Annotated in this window: 15 protein-coding genes; 3 read left to right on the top strand and 12 right to left on the bottom strand. The window is 42.3% G+C overall.

Going from position 1 to position 16,770, the window contains the following annotated elements:
* Positions 1–16 precede the first annotated feature (16 nt).
* The 3 genes from Q4567_RS08820 to imuA are packed head-to-tail and all read right to left on the bottom strand — an operon-like array spanning position 17 to position 5,263.
* Complete coding sequence (locus Q4567_RS08820; protein WP_216049389.1) at positions 17–3,091, bottom strand: error-prone DNA polymerase; 3,075 nt, start codon at positions 3,089–3,091, stop codon at positions 17–19.
* Between the two features lie 35 nt (positions 3,092–3,126).
* Entirely contained in the window at positions 3,127–4,581 is a 1,455-nt protein-coding gene (locus Q4567_RS08815) for a DNA polymerase Y family protein (protein ID WP_216049388.1), read from the bottom strand.
* A gap of 1 nt (position 4,582) precedes the next feature.
* A complete protein-coding gene (gene imuA, locus Q4567_RS08810) occupies positions 4,583–5,263 on the bottom strand; it encodes a translesion DNA synthesis-associated protein ImuA (protein ID WP_216049387.1) in 681 nt (226 codons plus the stop codon).
* A 273-nt stretch (positions 5,264–5,536) separates the two neighbouring features.
* On the opposite strand from imuA, the gene Q4567_RS08805 reads away from it, so the two are divergent.
* Positions 5,537–6,004 (top strand): EVE domain-containing protein, encoded by a 468-nt coding sequence (locus Q4567_RS08805; protein WP_216049386.1) that lies wholly within the window; start codon positions 5,537–5,539, stop codon positions 6,002–6,004.
* Between the two features lie 45 nt (positions 6,005–6,049).
* On the opposite strand, the gene Q4567_RS08800 is transcribed toward Q4567_RS08805, so the two are convergent.
* From Q4567_RS08800 to coaBC, 5 genes are all read right to left on the bottom strand, one after another.
* Positions 6,050–7,807, bottom strand: a complete 1,758-nt coding sequence (locus Q4567_RS08800) for a DUF885 family protein (RefSeq protein ID WP_303500101.1) — start codon at positions 7,805–7,807, stop codon at positions 6,050–6,052.
* Between the two features lie 109 nt (positions 7,808–7,916).
* Positions 7,917–8,240, bottom strand: a complete 324-nt coding sequence (locus tag Q4567_RS08795; RefSeq protein WP_216049384.1) for a DUF1820 family protein — start codon at positions 8,238–8,240, stop codon at positions 7,917–7,919.
* Between the two features lie 141 nt (positions 8,241–8,381).
* Positions 8,382–8,951 (bottom strand): TetR/AcrR family transcriptional regulator, encoded by a 570-nt coding sequence (locus Q4567_RS08790; RefSeq protein WP_216049383.1) that lies wholly within the window; start codon positions 8,949–8,951, stop codon positions 8,382–8,384.
* A 264-nt stretch (positions 8,952–9,215) separates the two neighbouring features.
* Positions 9,216–9,806 (bottom strand): nucleoid occlusion factor SlmA, encoded by a 591-nt coding sequence (gene slmA, locus Q4567_RS08785; RefSeq protein ID WP_216049382.1) that lies wholly within the window; start codon positions 9,804–9,806, stop codon positions 9,216–9,218.
* A 45-nt stretch (positions 9,807–9,851) separates the two neighbouring features.
* Positions 9,852–11,060, bottom strand: a complete 1,209-nt coding sequence (gene coaBC, locus Q4567_RS08780) for a bifunctional phosphopantothenoylcysteine decarboxylase/phosphopantothenate--cysteine ligase CoaBC (RefSeq protein WP_216049381.1) — start codon at positions 11,058–11,060, stop codon at positions 9,852–9,854.
* Positions 11,061–11,236: 176 nt separating this feature from the next.
* Here coaBC and radC point away from each other — a divergent pair, with 176 nt between their 5' ends.
* On the top strand, positions 11,237–11,911 hold the full coding sequence (gene radC / locus Q4567_RS08775; RefSeq protein ID WP_216049380.1) for a DNA repair protein RadC: 675 nt from the start codon (positions 11,237–11,239) through the stop codon (positions 11,909–11,911).
* Positions 11,912–12,016: 105 nt separating this feature from the next.
* On the top strand, positions 12,017–12,508 hold the full coding sequence (locus tag Q4567_RS08770; RefSeq protein WP_216049379.1) for a VOC family protein: 492 nt from the start codon (positions 12,017–12,019) through the stop codon (positions 12,506–12,508).
* 339 nt (positions 12,509–12,847) lie between these two features.
* Here the strand turns inward: Q4567_RS08770 and Q4567_RS08765 are convergent, their stop codons facing one another.
* The 4 genes from Q4567_RS08765 to Q4567_RS08750 are packed head-to-tail and all read right to left on the bottom strand — an operon-like array spanning position 12,848 to position 16,770.
* Positions 12,848–13,735, bottom strand: coding sequence for a TauD/TfdA family dioxygenase (locus Q4567_RS08765; RefSeq protein WP_216049378.1), 888 nt, complete (start codon positions 13,733–13,735; stop codon positions 12,848–12,850).
* Positions 13,736–13,752: 17 nt separating this feature from the next.
* Positions 13,753–15,078 carry a hypothetical protein gene (locus Q4567_RS08760; RefSeq protein ID WP_216049377.1) on the bottom strand — a complete coding sequence of 442 codons (1,326 nt, stop codon included), beginning with the start codon at positions 15,076–15,078 and terminating at the stop codon, positions 13,753–13,755.
* Complete coding sequence (locus Q4567_RS08755) at positions 15,075–15,722, bottom strand: cysteine hydrolase family protein (RefSeq protein WP_303500100.1); 648 nt, start codon at positions 15,720–15,722, stop codon at positions 15,075–15,077. Before Q4567_RS08755 ends, Q4567_RS08760 begins: the two co-directional genes overlap by 4 nt.
* Entirely contained in the window at positions 15,715–16,770 is a 1,056-nt protein-coding gene (locus Q4567_RS08750) for an LLM class flavin-dependent oxidoreductase (protein WP_216049375.1), read from the bottom strand. Before Q4567_RS08750 ends, Q4567_RS08755 begins: the two co-directional genes overlap by 8 nt.

The raw sequence follows: 16,770 nt of genomic DNA, 5'->3' as shown, positions 1-16,770 counted from the left end.
TGACGTTAATCAGTCTTCAATGGAAATCTCTGGAAGTGGTATTTAAATCTTCCAGTAAGTGACTCAAGTCAGTAATTTTCCCTGCAATGATATGAGTGACATCACCATCGCCACGCTCCAAAATACCGCTAACTTTGATTATTTTTGATTTTAAAAAAGCCTTTTTTTGTGCCCGAGCGGTAGCCTGCCATACCACTACATTGCAACAACCCGTATCATCTTCTAAGGTCATAAAGGTTACTCCTGCTGCGGTGCCTGGTGCTTGTCTACCAATGACCACACCGATAACATTGACTACAGATTTATGCTGCTTTTCAGCCAATTGCTTTGCCGCTGTGTACTTACCTAATTTCCCCGCATTACGTAATAATTTTATCGGATGATGGGTTAACGACATGCTTGTTGCCGCATAGTCTTCAACCATTTCCTCTACATCTGTTGGTGCAACATCAAATAAGAATGATTGTTCCTGATTTTTGAACAAGGGTAATTCCGACTCACTCTCCATTAATGCCCAGCGTGCTTTATAACGGTTCTGGGCCAGTGAGGATAGTGCATTGGCGCTGGCAAGGGCTTCCATGTGATCGCGCTGAACAGCCAGTTGCTTTAATTCAACAACAGATTTATAGCCGTTTTGGGGGCGTTGATTAACCAGTAGTTGTGCAGCACTCTTCGACAACCCTTTGATCATGCGTAATCCTAGACGTATGGCGAAGGTGTCCCCATCTTTTTGCAAGATATGATCATAATCAGAGTGATTGATGCAGATGGGGAGTATCTTGATGTGATGGCGCTTCGCGTCTTGAATTAATTGTGCTGGTGGATAAAAACCCATGGGCCAACTATTCAACAGACCCACGTAAAATGCCTGCGGGTAATAATACTTAAGCCAAGATGACACGTAGGCAAGTACCGCAAATGATGCCGAGTGGGACTCTGGAAATCCATATTCACCAAAGCCACATATTTGGTTGAATATACGTTGGGCATAATCTTGCGTATAACCTCGTTCAAGCATGCCATTGATGAGTTTGTGTTGGAATTGCATGAGTTGTCCGTTTTTCTTCCAACTTGCCATTGCTCGTCTAAGTTGATCGGCTTCGCCACCGCTAAAACCAGCAGCGACCATAGCCAGTTGAATAACCTGCTCCTGAAAAATGGGTACACCCATGGTTCGACTAAGCACCCCAGCGACTTCTTCTGAGGGATATTCGATAGGCTCCTTGCCATCACGTCTGCGTAAAAATGGATGAACCATGTCACCTTGGATAGGCCCAGGCCTGACAATCGCAATTTGAATCACCAAATCATAATAGGTTTTCGGCTTAAGGCGAGGCAGCATGCTCATTTGCGCACGGGATTCGATTTGAAAAACCCCAACCGTATCGGCTTGTTGAATCATTTTGTAGACTTGTGGATCATCTTCGAGTTTGGTGATCTGCGCTATGCTGAGGGAGTGACCATAGTGCTTTTCGACTAATTGAAAAGATTTACGAATGGCAGTGAGCATACCTAAGGCCAACACATCGACTTTCAATAATCCTAGGCTTTCCAGATCGTCTTTATCCCATTGTATGACGCTGCGCTCTACCATGGCCGCATTTTCAATAGGTACAAGCTGATATAAAGGACCTGATGAAATAATAAAACCTCCTACATGTTGGGATAGGTGTCTTGGAAAACCCATTATTTCATTGACCAAAGAGATGAAGTGTTTACCTTTTACTGAGGCAGGATCTAGACCTAATTCGGCAATTTGTGCCTGCCAATTTAGACCGCTGTCTCGACGGTTAATATTTTTAATAAAAAAGTCTAGCTGGGTTTCGTTTATACCCAATGCCTTACCCACTTCCCGTAATGCACTTTTGAAACGGTAGCAGGATACGGTTGCCGCTATGGCGGTGCGTTCCCGTCCATATTTAGTATAGATATATTGAATTACCTCTTCTCTGCGTTGGTGTTCAAAGTCGACATCAATATCAGGGGGCTCATCTCGCTCTTTGGAAATGAAGCGTTCAAATAGCACGTTAATTTGACGAGGATCGACAGAAGTGATCTCTAAACAATAACAAACTACGGAATTCGCCGCCGAACCCCGTCCTTGATATAAAATCTGTTGAGACTGCGCAAATTGCACTACATCATAAATAGTGAGAAAAAAGAATTCATATTCTTGTTCCTCAATGAGTACCAATTCTTTTTCAATAATATTACGAATGTCAGGTTTTATGCCTTCTGGAAAGCGTTTTTGAATACCTACTTCGACTAAGTCTCTAAGGTGTTGTTGGGGGGATTTTCCTTCAGGAATAAGTTCTGCAGGATACTCATAACGCAGCTCTCGCATATTAAAATTGCACATACGGGCAACTTCTACTGAGTTATCCAGCCAACCCCGTTTGAAAAGCTTGTTGAGCTTGCCATGACTACGTAAACAACGTTCACTATTGGATAGTAGTTTACGACCAAGCGCGGCCACCGTAGTACCGTGTTTGATGGCGCTGAGCAGATGCTGTAAAGGGAGGCGACTTGGATTGTGCATTAGCACACCGCCGCAAGCACAGATTGGAAGATCAAATAACTGGCTGAGCTTTTCATAATGGTCGAGCATCGATTGCTCATTGGCAGTGAGGTGACGTTGGGCGGCGATCCATAAACGATTTTTATAGTGCTTTTTTAACCAATTTGCCCAAGGTTCATCAACATTTAGTTTGCCATTGGGCAACCACAACATTAAGCAATGTTTAATGGTTTTAAGATCCCATTTAGCCAAGCTATATTCACCTTTAGGTGAGCGTCGTCTAGCATTTGTAATGATTCGACATAATTCAGCATAAGCTTCCCGGTTAGGGCATAACAAAACACACCGCAAGCTATCATCTAGTTTAAAATAACTGCCTACGATGAGTTTAATTGCAAGCTTGTGATCTTTAATTTCGGTGTAAGCCCTTACTACCCCTGCAACAGAACATTCATCGGTTATTGCTATTGCTTCATAGCCTAAAAAATGCGCTTGTTGAATGAGTTCCTGAGGATGGGAAGCACCATGCAAAAAGCTAAAATTAGACTGGCAGAATAACTCAGCGTAGGCCATAGATTGGTCTCTAACTTATCTTTTTAACGAGCACGTTAGCTAAAAAAACCATGGGCAAACCACAAGCTATTACTGGTACGATATATCCATAGCCACTGGCCATGTTGATTACGCGCGATGAAATAGTCTCGGGTGATTGCTTGGTTGTCCCACCATCCAGTACTTATGCGTTCTGGCCCATGTATGATGGATACTTTTTCTGTTAATGGTTGTGGTGTTTGCAGCATAAAGCTTGGTCGTAATGGGTAAGTCGAAATGTGTTTAGGTGTTGTTTCCAGTTGGGGTTGCACATATTTATTTACTTTTTCGGGGCGAAAATCATCATCTAACATCACCTGCGAAATCGCCTCTTCTCCTAGCTTGGCTTGTAGCAATGAGATTAATTGTAAATACGTGAGAGTACCCTTGCTGGCACTGAATAAATCGCCTTTATCGGGGCTACGTAATTGGGTTTCGGCGGTACTTAGCTCTAGTGCAAATATGGGCGCTTGTAAAACTAAGTTGTCCAATTTCAATATGCTAAGATTAACCCACTTGTCAGCTTGGTATTCTCCTTGCGCAGAACCTACCTCTAAGGTGAGTGCTTTATTATCTCGTTGATAGAAAGTAAAAATAATCTTCTGAGTAAGCAAATCCCGTATTTTTAAAAACTGCTCTAATGCAGTTAACAACAGTTTTATTGGTGATAGAAGTGTGTCGGTATGACTTATCTCATAAAGTAGTTCTAAGTAACGTTGAAACTTAGATTGGGGATGGTAGAAATCCATTGGATGATGAAATTCACCACTTAGTCTACCCAAGTAAGTCACCAAATCTATATCAAAACGCTTGGCGACATCCTTTAATGGCACTGCCATTAGATCGGCAAGAGTGTGGATACCGACTCTAGCTAACTTGGTAACGGTTTTCTTATCTAATTCAGAGTCAACTAGTTGTCGAATACCAATTTGGTGTTGCAACATAGGTAGATGGTCGCTGACTTGATTCCACGCCGTTCGGGCTAGGATACGGGCAGCATAAGGGGATTGTCCGCTGGCATAATAATATTTTACCTGGAACTCTTTTAGTTGGTTTTTAACAACCCGCCAATAGCCATTAAGTCCGCCGTACAACATCAGCATATTGTGTATTCGTAACAGCAAGCCATTTGGCGGAAACAGACAGATATCAGAGGTGACTAGATACAAGTGTTCGGCTATCTCAACTAATTTTTTTTGCTCTATATCACTTTTATAGGGCAACACCTGGAGGTGTTGATCTAGTGCCGCAGCGGTTCCCAATCCCATTCCTGTGCGAATACCGGCATCAATAGCAGCTTGATTTAATTGCAATACGCAATTTGTTTGATGATGCAATATGACCAATGAGTGCTGAGTATTGATCTGCCCGCTAGTGTCTTCAACACGCCTTTGCTGAGGCGATGGAATTGCATGACATACACTGTCTAATTGCAAATGAGGAAAGTGTAAATATAACCAAAGAGATTGCATATTAGCTGACTTTAGCCCGTGGAAATGTCAGCACATTAGTGGCGCGTTGGTTGAGTGCTAATTCAGGCCAAATGTGGCTCATATTGAGATTAAATGGTTGGGCTGGCCAACCGCCTTTACGTTTGGTAATTTGCACCTCTAAGCCCTGTTCATGAGCACTGAGTTTCATCGCTAGGCTCACCGGTAACGACAAACTTAATTGTCGATTTTGACGCACTACAAAATGTAAAGCGTCACCTTGTTCAGCGGCTAGTTGTAGACGTTTGGTTTGGGCGATTTCAAGCTGTTGATGCCACATTAGGACACTATGGCAGCAGCCGCTCTTAAGGCATTGCTCGGCACTCCAAAGCGCATGCTCTGCACTATTTGGTTGAACAATTAGAACCTGTTCAAGTGTGATCCCAAATTCCGCCAACATTTCTCCGTTAATTTGCATCGGAGGCGCAATAAACACCAATAAGCGCTTATGCTGCTGACGATATCGCAAAGCTGGCAATAACAAACGTAATTCGCCGATGCCTATGGGAGTATGGATATCAATCATTCCCGATTGTGGGAAGCCGCCTTGAAGTGCTTCATCAAGTTCTTCATAACCTGTACTTTCGGAGGTCAGGCACTGTTCTTGTTGATTGCCTTGCCATACTAAGCGTTTATTTTTTAGTTGTTCCAATAGTGTGTTCATAAATAACTTAAACTCCGGATAAGTACCGCATCTCGACAATGCTATTTTTACGCCTACGGCGTTGGAGGTTCTAAAAATAGTCCGCTATTACGTGCAAACCCCCGCTCTACTATCCATAACAATTTTATTATCGAGCATAATAAACAGGTATAATTTATACTGTATTTATGTACAGTATATTGATCAATTTCATAGATGCAAGTTTTGCTGTAAGTTGAAGCAATAGTTATTATGATGGACCGCTGTAATACCAAAGAGCATAAAAGGTAGGTTATGAATTATTGGTTATTTAAGAGTGAACCAGATGCATTTAGCATCGACGATTTAGCGAATAAGGCCAATCAAACAGAGCATTGGGATGGTATTCGTAATTATCAGGCTCGCAACTTTTTGCGGGATAAAGTGCAACTTGGTGATCAAGTATTCATATATCATTCTAGTTGTAAAAATGTCGGAATAGCAGGTTTGGCCGAAGTGGTGAAGGGCGCTTATCCGGATCATACTCAGTTTGACCCAGAGTCAAAATACTATGATCCGAAATCAGATCCTGAGCAGCCTAGATGGTATATGGTAGATGTTAAATTGGTTAAAAAATTCAATCAAATCCTGAGCTTAAAAAGCATAAAGGCGATGCCGCAGATACAACAAATTGGTCTGGTTCAAAAAGGCCATCGTTTGTCTATTATGCCCGTGAATGCAGAAGAGTTCGCTTATTTGCTTAAAGAGTGTAACGAACTTTAATTAAAAATAGATTGCAGAGCATTGAAGCTCTGCATATTTTACAAATTATGACTTTTTCTGTTGTTCAATAAATAAAGCAATATTTTCTCTAAGTACAGACAGTGGGATAGAGCCGTACTCCAACACTGCATCATGAAATGCACGTAAATCAAACTTATCACCAAGGGCTTCTTCAGCTTCAGCGCGTAATTTTTTAATCTCTAACTCGCCAATTTTATAGGCTAGCGCCTGTGCTGGCCAAGAGATATAACGGTCGATTTCAGTGGTCACGTTGTGTTCTGAAAGCGCTGTATTCTCTAGCATATAATCTAAAGCGCGCTGTCGCGACCAACCTTTTATGTGCATACCGGTATCAACCACCAAACGGCACGCTCGCCACATTTCATAACTCAAGCGACCAAATTCTTCGTAGGGTGTTTGATAAATTCCCACTTCTTTGCCCAGAAACTCAGAGTACAAGCCCCAGCCTTCACCAAAAGCTGAGATGTAAGTGTAACGACGTACATTTGGTAAATCACTCATCTCTGATGCAAGTGAGATTTGTAAATGATGGCCCGGAACCGCTTCATGCATTGTCAGTGCAGGGATTGCATATAAAGGTCGTTTATCTAATGCGTAGGTGTTTACCCAGTAATAACCAGGTTCATCGTCACGCCTTGGTGATACATATCTGCCTGTGGTGTATTTCGGTGCAATGGCATCAGGAACGGGGGCTACGCCGTAAGGAGTACGAGGTAGCTTATAAAACAGCTTAGGCAACTGTGCATCCATGCGTTTAGCTACGTAAGATGCGTGTTTCAACAGTTCAACTGGCGTTTTTGCATAAAATTGCGGGTCGGTACGTAAGAATTGGATAAATTCATTAATACTACCTTGGAACTCTAATTCATCCACAATGTTCTGCATTTGGGCTCGTATACGCGCTACTTCTGTTAATCCCAGTTGATGGATTTCATCCACTGAAAGATCTGTAGTGGTATAATATTGGGCGCGATTTTGGTACATCTGTTCGCCGTTAGGCCAAGACTTAGAAGCCACATCTGACTTTGCTTTAGGAATATAATCGGTGACTAAAAAATCGTAAAAGTGTTGATAAGCACCCATAACATCTTGTTTGATAACTTGCTTCGCTTCTATTATTAATGCACGTTTTTGTGCCTCAGAAACATTGATATCATCGATTTTTAGGAAGGGGCTGTAAAATGTATTTTCTTCTACCTGGCCGTTAAAAAAACTCTCAACCGACTTTTCAAAACCCAGCATAACCGTTTTGGGTTGAACCATTCCCACTTCCATCCCTTTTTTCATCCACGCAATTTGTTGCGCAAAATAAGCGGGGATTAAACGAAGTCGAGTGAGATAATTTTGGTAGTCTTTTAGATCCGCGAAGCGACTCGAACGGGGGAGTCCAGCCATTGCACTATGAAAACCGTACTCCGACGTTAACGGTACATAATGTGCGTTGAAATGATATTCATCAACATAATTTTGCACCCGATAACGCTGCATCAGCAAATTAATTTGATCTGTTCGAGCTAACTGCTGTTTATCTATTTGGTCTAGTTGGTTTAAGAATTTTTTGAATTGAGAGTTTTGTTTGGCGAGCCCATCAGGCGAAATATCGGCAAGTTTGTCATCGAAGTCATGTACTCCTTGAGAGCTTGCGTAAACAGGTGATATAGATAGCTCGTATTGCCAAATATCATCCATCAATTGAAGTAATTTTTGCTGTTCAGATGCGGTAACTGGAAGACATAGAAACAGCAAGAAAAATATCGATACTCTGTTCAAAACTATATGCATGTTGGACTTTTTCCTAATTATTATAGTTACAGCTTAAGGCAAAACGGCTCCAATACAAAACGTACTGAAACTGTAATTGACGGTATGTTAGGTGCTGTACGGAAAAGTACTAATTTTTAGGTGTGTAAATCGGACTCGGAAATGCCGTTACTTTATCTGACAATTCAGTAATTTTTGCCGTACCTTGTTTCTTCACTTCGTCAATTCTTAACACGCTGTGCATAGGTATATAAGTGTGTTTTACATCAGCAAATTCGGTTTTTAATTTTTCGTGGCTCGGGTCTAATACCAGCGTTGTGTGGGTATCCCAGACAAAATCACCTATCTCCACAAATCCAAACATACTGCCTTGACTGACTTCACGCACATAAACTTCATAACGTTCGCCATTACTAACAAACTGTACCCTAAATAAAGGATTTTTAGTTGTCATCTTACTCACTTTTAGATATCAAAACGGGCATGAATTCTAACGACAACTGAGACAATCGCCAAGTGAAATTCGAAGGCTATTGATAAAACCATATAGGTTATTAAATATGAAAACCAGAAGTGAGAAGACTAGGCTATTTAATTAAGGTTTCAGTGGCCCTAAAATGGCCTGAGTAGCCAACATTAGTTCATCAGTGTCACCGGCTAAAATCCCATTAACGGCAAATCCTTGTACGTAACTGCATAACTGTAAACCGGTGGACTCAATATTGATATCCTGCCTAACTTCTCCTAGTTTTTGGGCTTTTTCCAAACAACCAATAAAGTCAATCTGGAGACGATCCAGATAATGCCGACCAATATCTCGGATCTTGAGGTCATCGAAGCCTAATTCAGTAATAATATTGATTAACAAACAGCCTCGACCTCTAACCAAATCAATATAAGCTGAGAAAAAACCTTGAATAGAAAGCATGCCTTGGTTGTGTTCTAGGTGTGAAAACGCTTTGGATAAATGCTGCTCTTGATAATGGGCTAGCACAATATATAAAAACTGCTGTTTAGAACCGAATTCAATATAGAATCCACGTCGGTTGAAATCGGTTCTGGCGATAATTTCGTCCATTGCAGCACCATGATAACCATGCTCCAAGAAGACCGCAATTGCTTGTTCAAGCACCTCTTCAACGTTGTATAGGGCCTTACGAGGCATATCAAATTCGCTTAAATAAAAAAGAACATATGTTCTTTATAGGTTAGTCGAGAATTAGATTGTGTCAAGACATTGTATTAGGAGCTTTAGCCTTTGCGCTATGTTCGATTTTTTGCGGGTACAAATTGTAGCAGGGGCTTTAGCCTTTGAGCTATGTTCGATTTTCTGCGGGTATAAATTGTAGCAGGGGCTTTAGCCCCTGACTGATGTCCGGTTTCCAGATTGAATAAACATCAGCAACCGGATTATATTATCGAAACGAATTTAAGAAAAAAACTGTTTGTTGATGAACTGCCAAGTTTCTTTAAAATCTTCGGTGGGGCGGCGTTTGAAATCACTACGGATAAACAAATTAATACGACCGTCGGTATAGCAGATCAGCATATTTGCAATCACACCTTCATCCGCAGGTAATGATTTTCCTTCACGAAGTTTACGTTCTCTTAAAACCTGTTTTATTTGCGTTTCAAGGCGCTCAAAAATCTGTGCAATTCTGCCACGTAAACGTTCCTGCTCTCCCATTAAGGCATCACCGTTCAAAATGCGGGTAATACCTGGATTTTTTTCTGAGAAACCTAAAATCAAATGAATAATCAATTGAATACGCACAGCGCTATCTTTTTCTTCATTAATAATTTTATTGATACGTGAAAACAAGGTTTCTTCGATAAACTCAATTAAACCTTCAAACATCCGTGCTTTACTGGGAAAGTGGCGGTATAAAGCAGCCTCTGACACGCCTACTTCTGTTGCCAATTTAGCCGTAGTGATACGCTGTCCAGGGTTGTTTTCTAGCATACTTGCTAGACATTGCAGAATTTGCGCTCTGCGGTTTGGACGTTTAATCGCGGGCATTAATCATGTCTCCCTGTCTGTAGGACCATATTATTATTCTTAGAGTTATTTTGTTGCATGTTTATTTCTATATTTTTCAGATACTAATTGCATCAATTTAAAAGCAAGTTGCTTTTTATCGGCAACATCGAGAGATTTTTCACCCTCTTTCCAAAAAACCGTCAAAGCATTTTGATCACTATTGAATCCAATGTTGCTATTTGAAACATCATTAGCAGCGATCATATCAAGCTGTTTACGCTCCAGCTTTTCTTTTGCATAACGACTAACGTCTTGTGTTTCGGCAGCGAAGCCGACAGTGAACACTGACCGTTGTTGTTTTGCGACATCTGCAAGAATATCAGGGTTTTTAGTAAAAGTAAGGGTCAACTCTTGATTGTTCTTCTTGATTTTTTGATTTACCGCTTCTAAAGGACGATAGTCGGCTACGGCTGCACAGCCAATGAAAATATCCGCGCTTTGTATATTTCCCATAACGGCATCATGCATTTGTTGCGCACTTTCAACATTAATCAGGTTCGCTTTGTTAGGAGCGCTTAAATTTACTGGGCCACTCACCAAAGTCACTTCAGCACCCATGGCTATTGCCGCATTGGCTAGTGCATAACCCATTTTTCCCGAGCTGTGGTTGCTGATGTAACGCACGGGATCAATTGCTTCTCGGGTCGGTCCTGCCGTAATCACTATTTTTTTGCCAGTCAAGCATTGAGGCGGCTTGGGTTGGGTGATTAGGTCTGCCAAGTACTGAGGTTCAGGCATACGTCCTTGCCCAATATCGCCACAAGCTTGCTCACCTGAGTCGGGTGGAATAATAGTGACCCCACGATTGGACAAGATGGAAAGGTTCTTCTGCGTAGCATCAGCCTTCCACATTTGCTGATTCATGGCAGGAGAAATATATACCTCAGCAGTACTGGCCAAGCATAACGTCGACAACAAATCGTCGGCCATGCCATGGGCAAGTTTAGCAATAAAGTTTGCGGTGGCAGGGGCGATAAGAATGCTATCAGCCCATTTCGCCAACTCTATATGACCCATAGCTGCTTCTGCAGCCGGATCGAGTAAATCGCTAGAAACCGGATTGCCTGATACTGCTTGCAATGCTAAAGGACTAACAAAATGTTCGGCTGAAGCGGTTAATACTGCTCGTACCTCAGCGTCCTTGACGGTTAGTTTGCGTATTAAATCTGGGGTTTTATAAGCGGCAATGCCACCTGTAATTCCGAGTAAAACCTTGTGCTTTTGAATGGCCATGTGTCTAAATATTCACTAAAAATCTGTGCTGCATTTTACCTAATATAAAGGTTAGACAAAACACTTAGGTACTTGATATGACTTAATATTGGCCTGATCGGCGATCATTTGCTAGGTTTAATTAGTGATATACGACTAATTGCTAGTAATTTTAACCCTAATTCAGGCACGGATGCATGAAACTATCAGAATGGCCAAAAATGGAGCGGCCAAGAGAAAAGCTCCTATCCATGGGCAGTGAAGCTCTTTCAGACGCAGAACTTCTCGCTATTTTTTTGAGAACTGGAGTACAAGGAAGCAGTGCTGTTGATTTAGCTCGTGAATTACTCACTCAGTTTGGCTCTTTGCGCAGTTTACTGAATGCCAGTAAAAGCCAATTTTGCTTGGGTAAAGGTTTGGGCGAAGTGAAATATGTGCAGTTACAAGCGACTTTGGAAATGTCGAAACGCTATTTTGCTCAATCACTCACGCGAACACACACATTTGATAGCGCCAATCGCACTAAACAGTATCTGCTGAGTCAACTACGTGACGAACCTAACGAGGTCTTTGCGGTATTAATGCTCGACAGCCAACATCGTCTTATTACCTTCAAAAAACTGTTTTTTGGGACGATTAACGCAGCAAGTGTTTACCCTCGAGTCATTGTTCAACAAGCCTTAGAGTGTAATGCAGCGGCAATTATATTAAGTCACAACCACCCGTCGGGCATCGCAGAGCCTAGTCAAGCAGATCAACATATTACTCAACGTATCAAACACGCCTTAGAGTTGATTGATGTCACTGTACTGGATCATATTATTGTCGGCGATGGTGACTGCGTGTCTTTTGCTGAACGGGGATTGGTATAAGGCAATCAGATGCATAAAATCAATTAAAAAGGCATATGAATGAAAGTATTGGTAAAGGAATAATTCATCATAGGTGTAAATTCATGTAAAACACAGGATAGTATAATGACTTACCCCAATACCCTTATTTTTGTTGATCTCAGCGCTGATGATCCCGCTGCTGCTGGTGAGTTTTACGCCGAGGTGTTTGGTTGGGAAAATGACCCTCGTCCAATGGGGGTTTATCATCGCATGGTTCCCGGTGGTGTTATGCACGACAGTGAAGGCAATGAAACCACGATTGGAAACTTTCACCTTGGCATACATAAAGCTGAAAATGCCCGTCCTCATCCCAGTCCTGATGGCGTTGAGCCCCGCTCTATATCCACCGAAGGGCGTAAGCCTAGAGTTTGGATTTTAGTCAGTGATGATGACAATATTGACGACATTTTAGCCCGTGCAGAGTCTCGAGGTGCAAGTATTTTATGGAAGGATCATTTTTGGGCTGAATTTAATGGTATTAACGCAGCCTTTCAAGATCCTTGGGGTAATGAAATTATATTGTGGGTAAAAGGTGGTGATGCACCTCAGATACCTGCTCATTTTACCCAAGAATAATTGTAACAGGGGCTTTAGCCCCTGAAATCCGTTTAATTTCCACTGACATAAATGCCAGTCTACAGGTGTTGTGTAGCAGGGGTTCTAGTCCCTGAAATCCGTTTAATTTGCGCTGGCATAAATACCAGTCTACAGGTTTTGTGTAGCAGGGGCTCTAGCCCCTGAAATCCGTTTAATTTCCACTGACATAAATGCCAGTCTACAGGTGTTGTGTAGCAGGGGCTCTAGCCCCTGAAATCCATTTAATTTCCACTGGCATAAATGCCAGTCTACAGGTGTTGTGTCGCAGGGGCTCTAGCCCCTGAAATCCATTTAATTTGCACTGGCATAAATACCAGTCTACAGGTCACCTACTGAAATCGGTTTTTCACCTTTGACCCATAATCGATGTGCCATACGTTGATATTTTTTATCATCGTAAACGGTGCCTGTATGCAATGTGCAACGGTTGTCCCACATTAACACGTCGCCTTTCTGCCACTTGTGGGCATACACATACTTAGGTTGGGTAATGTATTCAACTAGCTCATCGACCAAAGCCATGGCTTCGTCATCTTCCATGCCTAGAATATGCTTTACCGTACCTGTACTAACCCACAATGCCTTACGGCCATCGGCGGGGTGGACGCGGATCATTGGATGAATGACATCAGGGTTTTCGCGACGCAATTCATCGGTAATTTCATAGCTATTGAATTCACGATTTTGAATAAAATGCACCAATGAATGATGAATTTTTAACGGATCTAATCGTGCTTTTTGCTCTTCTGGTAAATCTTCATAGGCAGCCACTTGGTCAGCTAACAGGGTGTCGCCCCCTTCATCAGGAACGGTAACCGCGTAGAGCATAGTGCACATTACCGGTTCTTCTTTGTAAGAATAATCAGTGTGCCAGCCTAAACCGTCGTTATGTGCGCCAATGGGTTCACCATTTTTGTCAAGCATATTAGAAATTTTAAAAATATGCGGATAGTTAGGTAAACAAAATTTGGTTTGAGTATGCAGCTCCGGCTCACCAAAAGCGTTAATAAAACGCATTAGGTCATCGGGCTCCATTGTTTGATTGCGTAATAAAATTGCGCCATGTTGATGAAACGCCGCGACTACTTTGGTCAAGGTTTCTTGGTCTGCTGATGGTAAGTCTACATCGACTATTTGCGCACCAAAGTCGCCCTTTAAATGCTCTATGGTTAATTCTTTTGACGTTTTAGCTAATGACTTATTCATAATTTGGCTCACTCATTTTAAGATTCACGTTTGCCACACACCGACAAAGCAGTTAATGCATAAATTAATGCACTGTCTACTAAATCTTGTGGAGTGGCGCGCCATCTGGGCATACCGGAAGTTACGGCCGGAATCCGCTGCATATTAAATACATTGTGGTCACGCCACATGCTTGAATAAGCGGGATGGGCAAGTTCAATTGGTTCATTTTTGGTTGCCTTAGTGGCGTCGCACAGCGACTTGACTAATGGCGCTACGGCTTGCGCATCTGCCTCGAAACCATTTCTAACAACCATTGGTTCTATGTCGTAATCATCAACATCTAAAGATGCCATTAGTTGCTTTAGCTGGTGGTATGGTTGCGCCGCTGTTTGTTGAGCGGTAAGGCCCACTTCGATATACACTGAGCAAACATCTGTACCGGCACCAAAGGTCAATGGCGAACCGGCTTTAATAGAATCAATTTGTACTTTAGGGACAGACACTCCACCTGTAGTCACATATTTATTTTCAGCTTCATATTGTTGTGACCAGCCATGTAAGGCATCAATCACAGCGCCTAATTTGTATATCGGATTTGGATGTTTGTTCGTTTCTACAGGAGCTTCCAATATTGGTGTAAATACCCCCTCGCCGAACAACTGAATACGATACAACGCATAACCATTTCCTTGCCATGTAACGCCCCAGTCACAACCTTCTGCAGCGATGGCATAATCTGCTATTACGCCTCCATGATGAAATAGGTAGTGTGCACCTATATCTTTGCCCATATAGTCCACGCCCTGCCAGTGTTCCATTGGCTCAGGACCAATTTCTCCCGGGCAAGCCGTTAAATATAACTTACCCGCTAATTCGAAACCGGCTTGTTTTAATGCTTTAGCGGCAATTAAAAAACAACTCATAGGGCCGCGATCATTACTAATAGGAAAGCCGTGAAATTTACCATCTTCCAACCAACACTTGTTCCATTCGGGATTATCTAAGGTTTTTTGTGAAAATTTATGTTGATTTATATGCGGGTCATCGCTGGGGCTTTCGGTATCAAGATGGGCGGTAAACAACAAATTTTTACCGACACCTTTACCGCCATATTCACCGATGATGTTTTGGCGCTCTGGTGTCGCGCCACATTGACGGGCTTTGAAACCATTTGTTTGTAACCAGTCAAACACAAATTTACCCGATTCTGCTTCATAGCCAGATTGGCTAGGAATATTACCAAGGGTTAGCGCCAGTTCAGTTATTTCTTGGATGTCGATGGCGGCTTTAATTGCTGCAACATCTTCATCTGTAACAGAGTAATTTACTTGTGTATCAGATGGGTACAATGGGCTGGTCATGCTGCCTCCCAACGTTTAAGAATAGATTGGGTATCGCTTAGTAAAGCGAAGTTTATCGCCATCGCTCGCAGGCTAGCGTCGTGCAACTCTGGTTCGTATGCGCCGCAACCATCAGTCACAACAATGGCATGGTAATCATGGTGAAAAGCATCTCGAACGCTAGACTCAACACAACATTCAGTAGTAACGCCACAAAACACCAACGTATCTAACTGCTTTTGTGTTAACACCTCATCCAGTTGGGTATTAAAAAAAGCGCTATAACGTGTTTTATAAATTACCACATCACCGTCTTGAGGCTGAATACCATAAAAATCCATACCTGAGGTATCTGCACGGCAGATTGCGCTTTCTGCTTTAGCATCTCTGCCTTGTCTGGTCATCCATTCTTGCCAAGCAGGAGAGTCATCTTGTTCAGTGGTTTTTAAGCCAACAAAGATAACCGCAATACCCTTTGAACGAGCACTGGCAACTAGCTTTTGGATATTTTCAATAGCGGGTTGCAGCACACTCATGTCCAGTCCAAACTGGCCTAAAAGGCCGTCTGGACTGGCGAAGTCGTTTTGCACATCGACGATGCACAACGCGGTTCGAGCAGGTGCTATCCAATCAGGCTGAAGCTCTGTTAAATCAGAATCAGCCATAATGGGCTCTTACCGCGGGTAAAATATCTTTGCCAAATTTGTGCAGCCCTTTTTCGTAATCATCAAAAATCACCATGACACCGTCCATTTCAGTGTTATCAATCATTTCGATAAGCTGCTTTTTCACTGACTCTACAGTGCCTACGATCTCGCGACTCATAAATGCACCTTGAGCACGAATTACCATGGCGTTATCTTTTAAAGCTGGGTCAATTCCGTAAGAACGCATCATGCCTTCAATTGCGCCTAGATCTTTACCCTCGCGATAATAGTCAGCTTTGGCTTGAGCTTCTTCTTCAGTGTCCTCAATGATAAGCGTTGCCATACAAAAACATTTCACTGGCGTATCAAGCTCATCGGCAATCTTGCGTGCCATACGAGTAATTTTTAAGGTTTCTTCATCGTCCTTTCCGCCCACGAAACATGCATCAGTATTTTTTACTGAAAAGCGCAAACCGCGTTCTGATTGGCCTGCACAAACCGTGAATGGTTTGTTTTGGGGTTTAGGCTGTGACACACAATCTTCAAACTTGAAGTATTTACCATCGTAATCCACATGATCTTCTTGCCAGAGTTTATGAACTAAGTCACTCCACTCTTGGGCATAAACATAACGTTCGTCATGGTCGATATCATCACGCCACGCGCCCATTTGGTTAAGCTCATCTCTGAAAGAACCTGAAACAATATTTAAACCGGCACGGCCACCGGAAATCTGGTCGAGGGTGCTCATCATTTTGGCTACCGCTCCAGGATTCATCATTAAAGTATGCACAGTGGCAATAATTTTGGCGTGATTAGTCGCTTCCGCTAACCCAGCCATCATGGTGATTGATTCTAATGACGTTCCCCAATGCTCAGTTTTACCGCCATAACCACGCCACTTTGCCATCGACATAATGAAATCCATTTTGTAACTGTCAGCAATCACTGCGGCAGTTTTATTTTGCTGATATGAAGCATCGAGTGTGGGGGTGTTTTCTGAAACAATCCAACCGCCATTTGCGATCGGTAAAAACACGCCAAATTCTTTAGTGTTGGTCGTCAT

The organism is Aliiglaciecola sp. 2_MG-2023, from assembly GCF_030548145.1.
In the GTDB taxonomy this organism is placed as follows: domain Bacteria; phylum Pseudomonadota; class Gammaproteobacteria; order Enterobacterales; family Alteromonadaceae; genus Aliiglaciecola; species Aliiglaciecola lipolytica_A.
The sequence above is the reverse complement of the archived record's forward strand: the minus strand, read 5'-3'. Positions and strand labels throughout refer to the sequence as shown.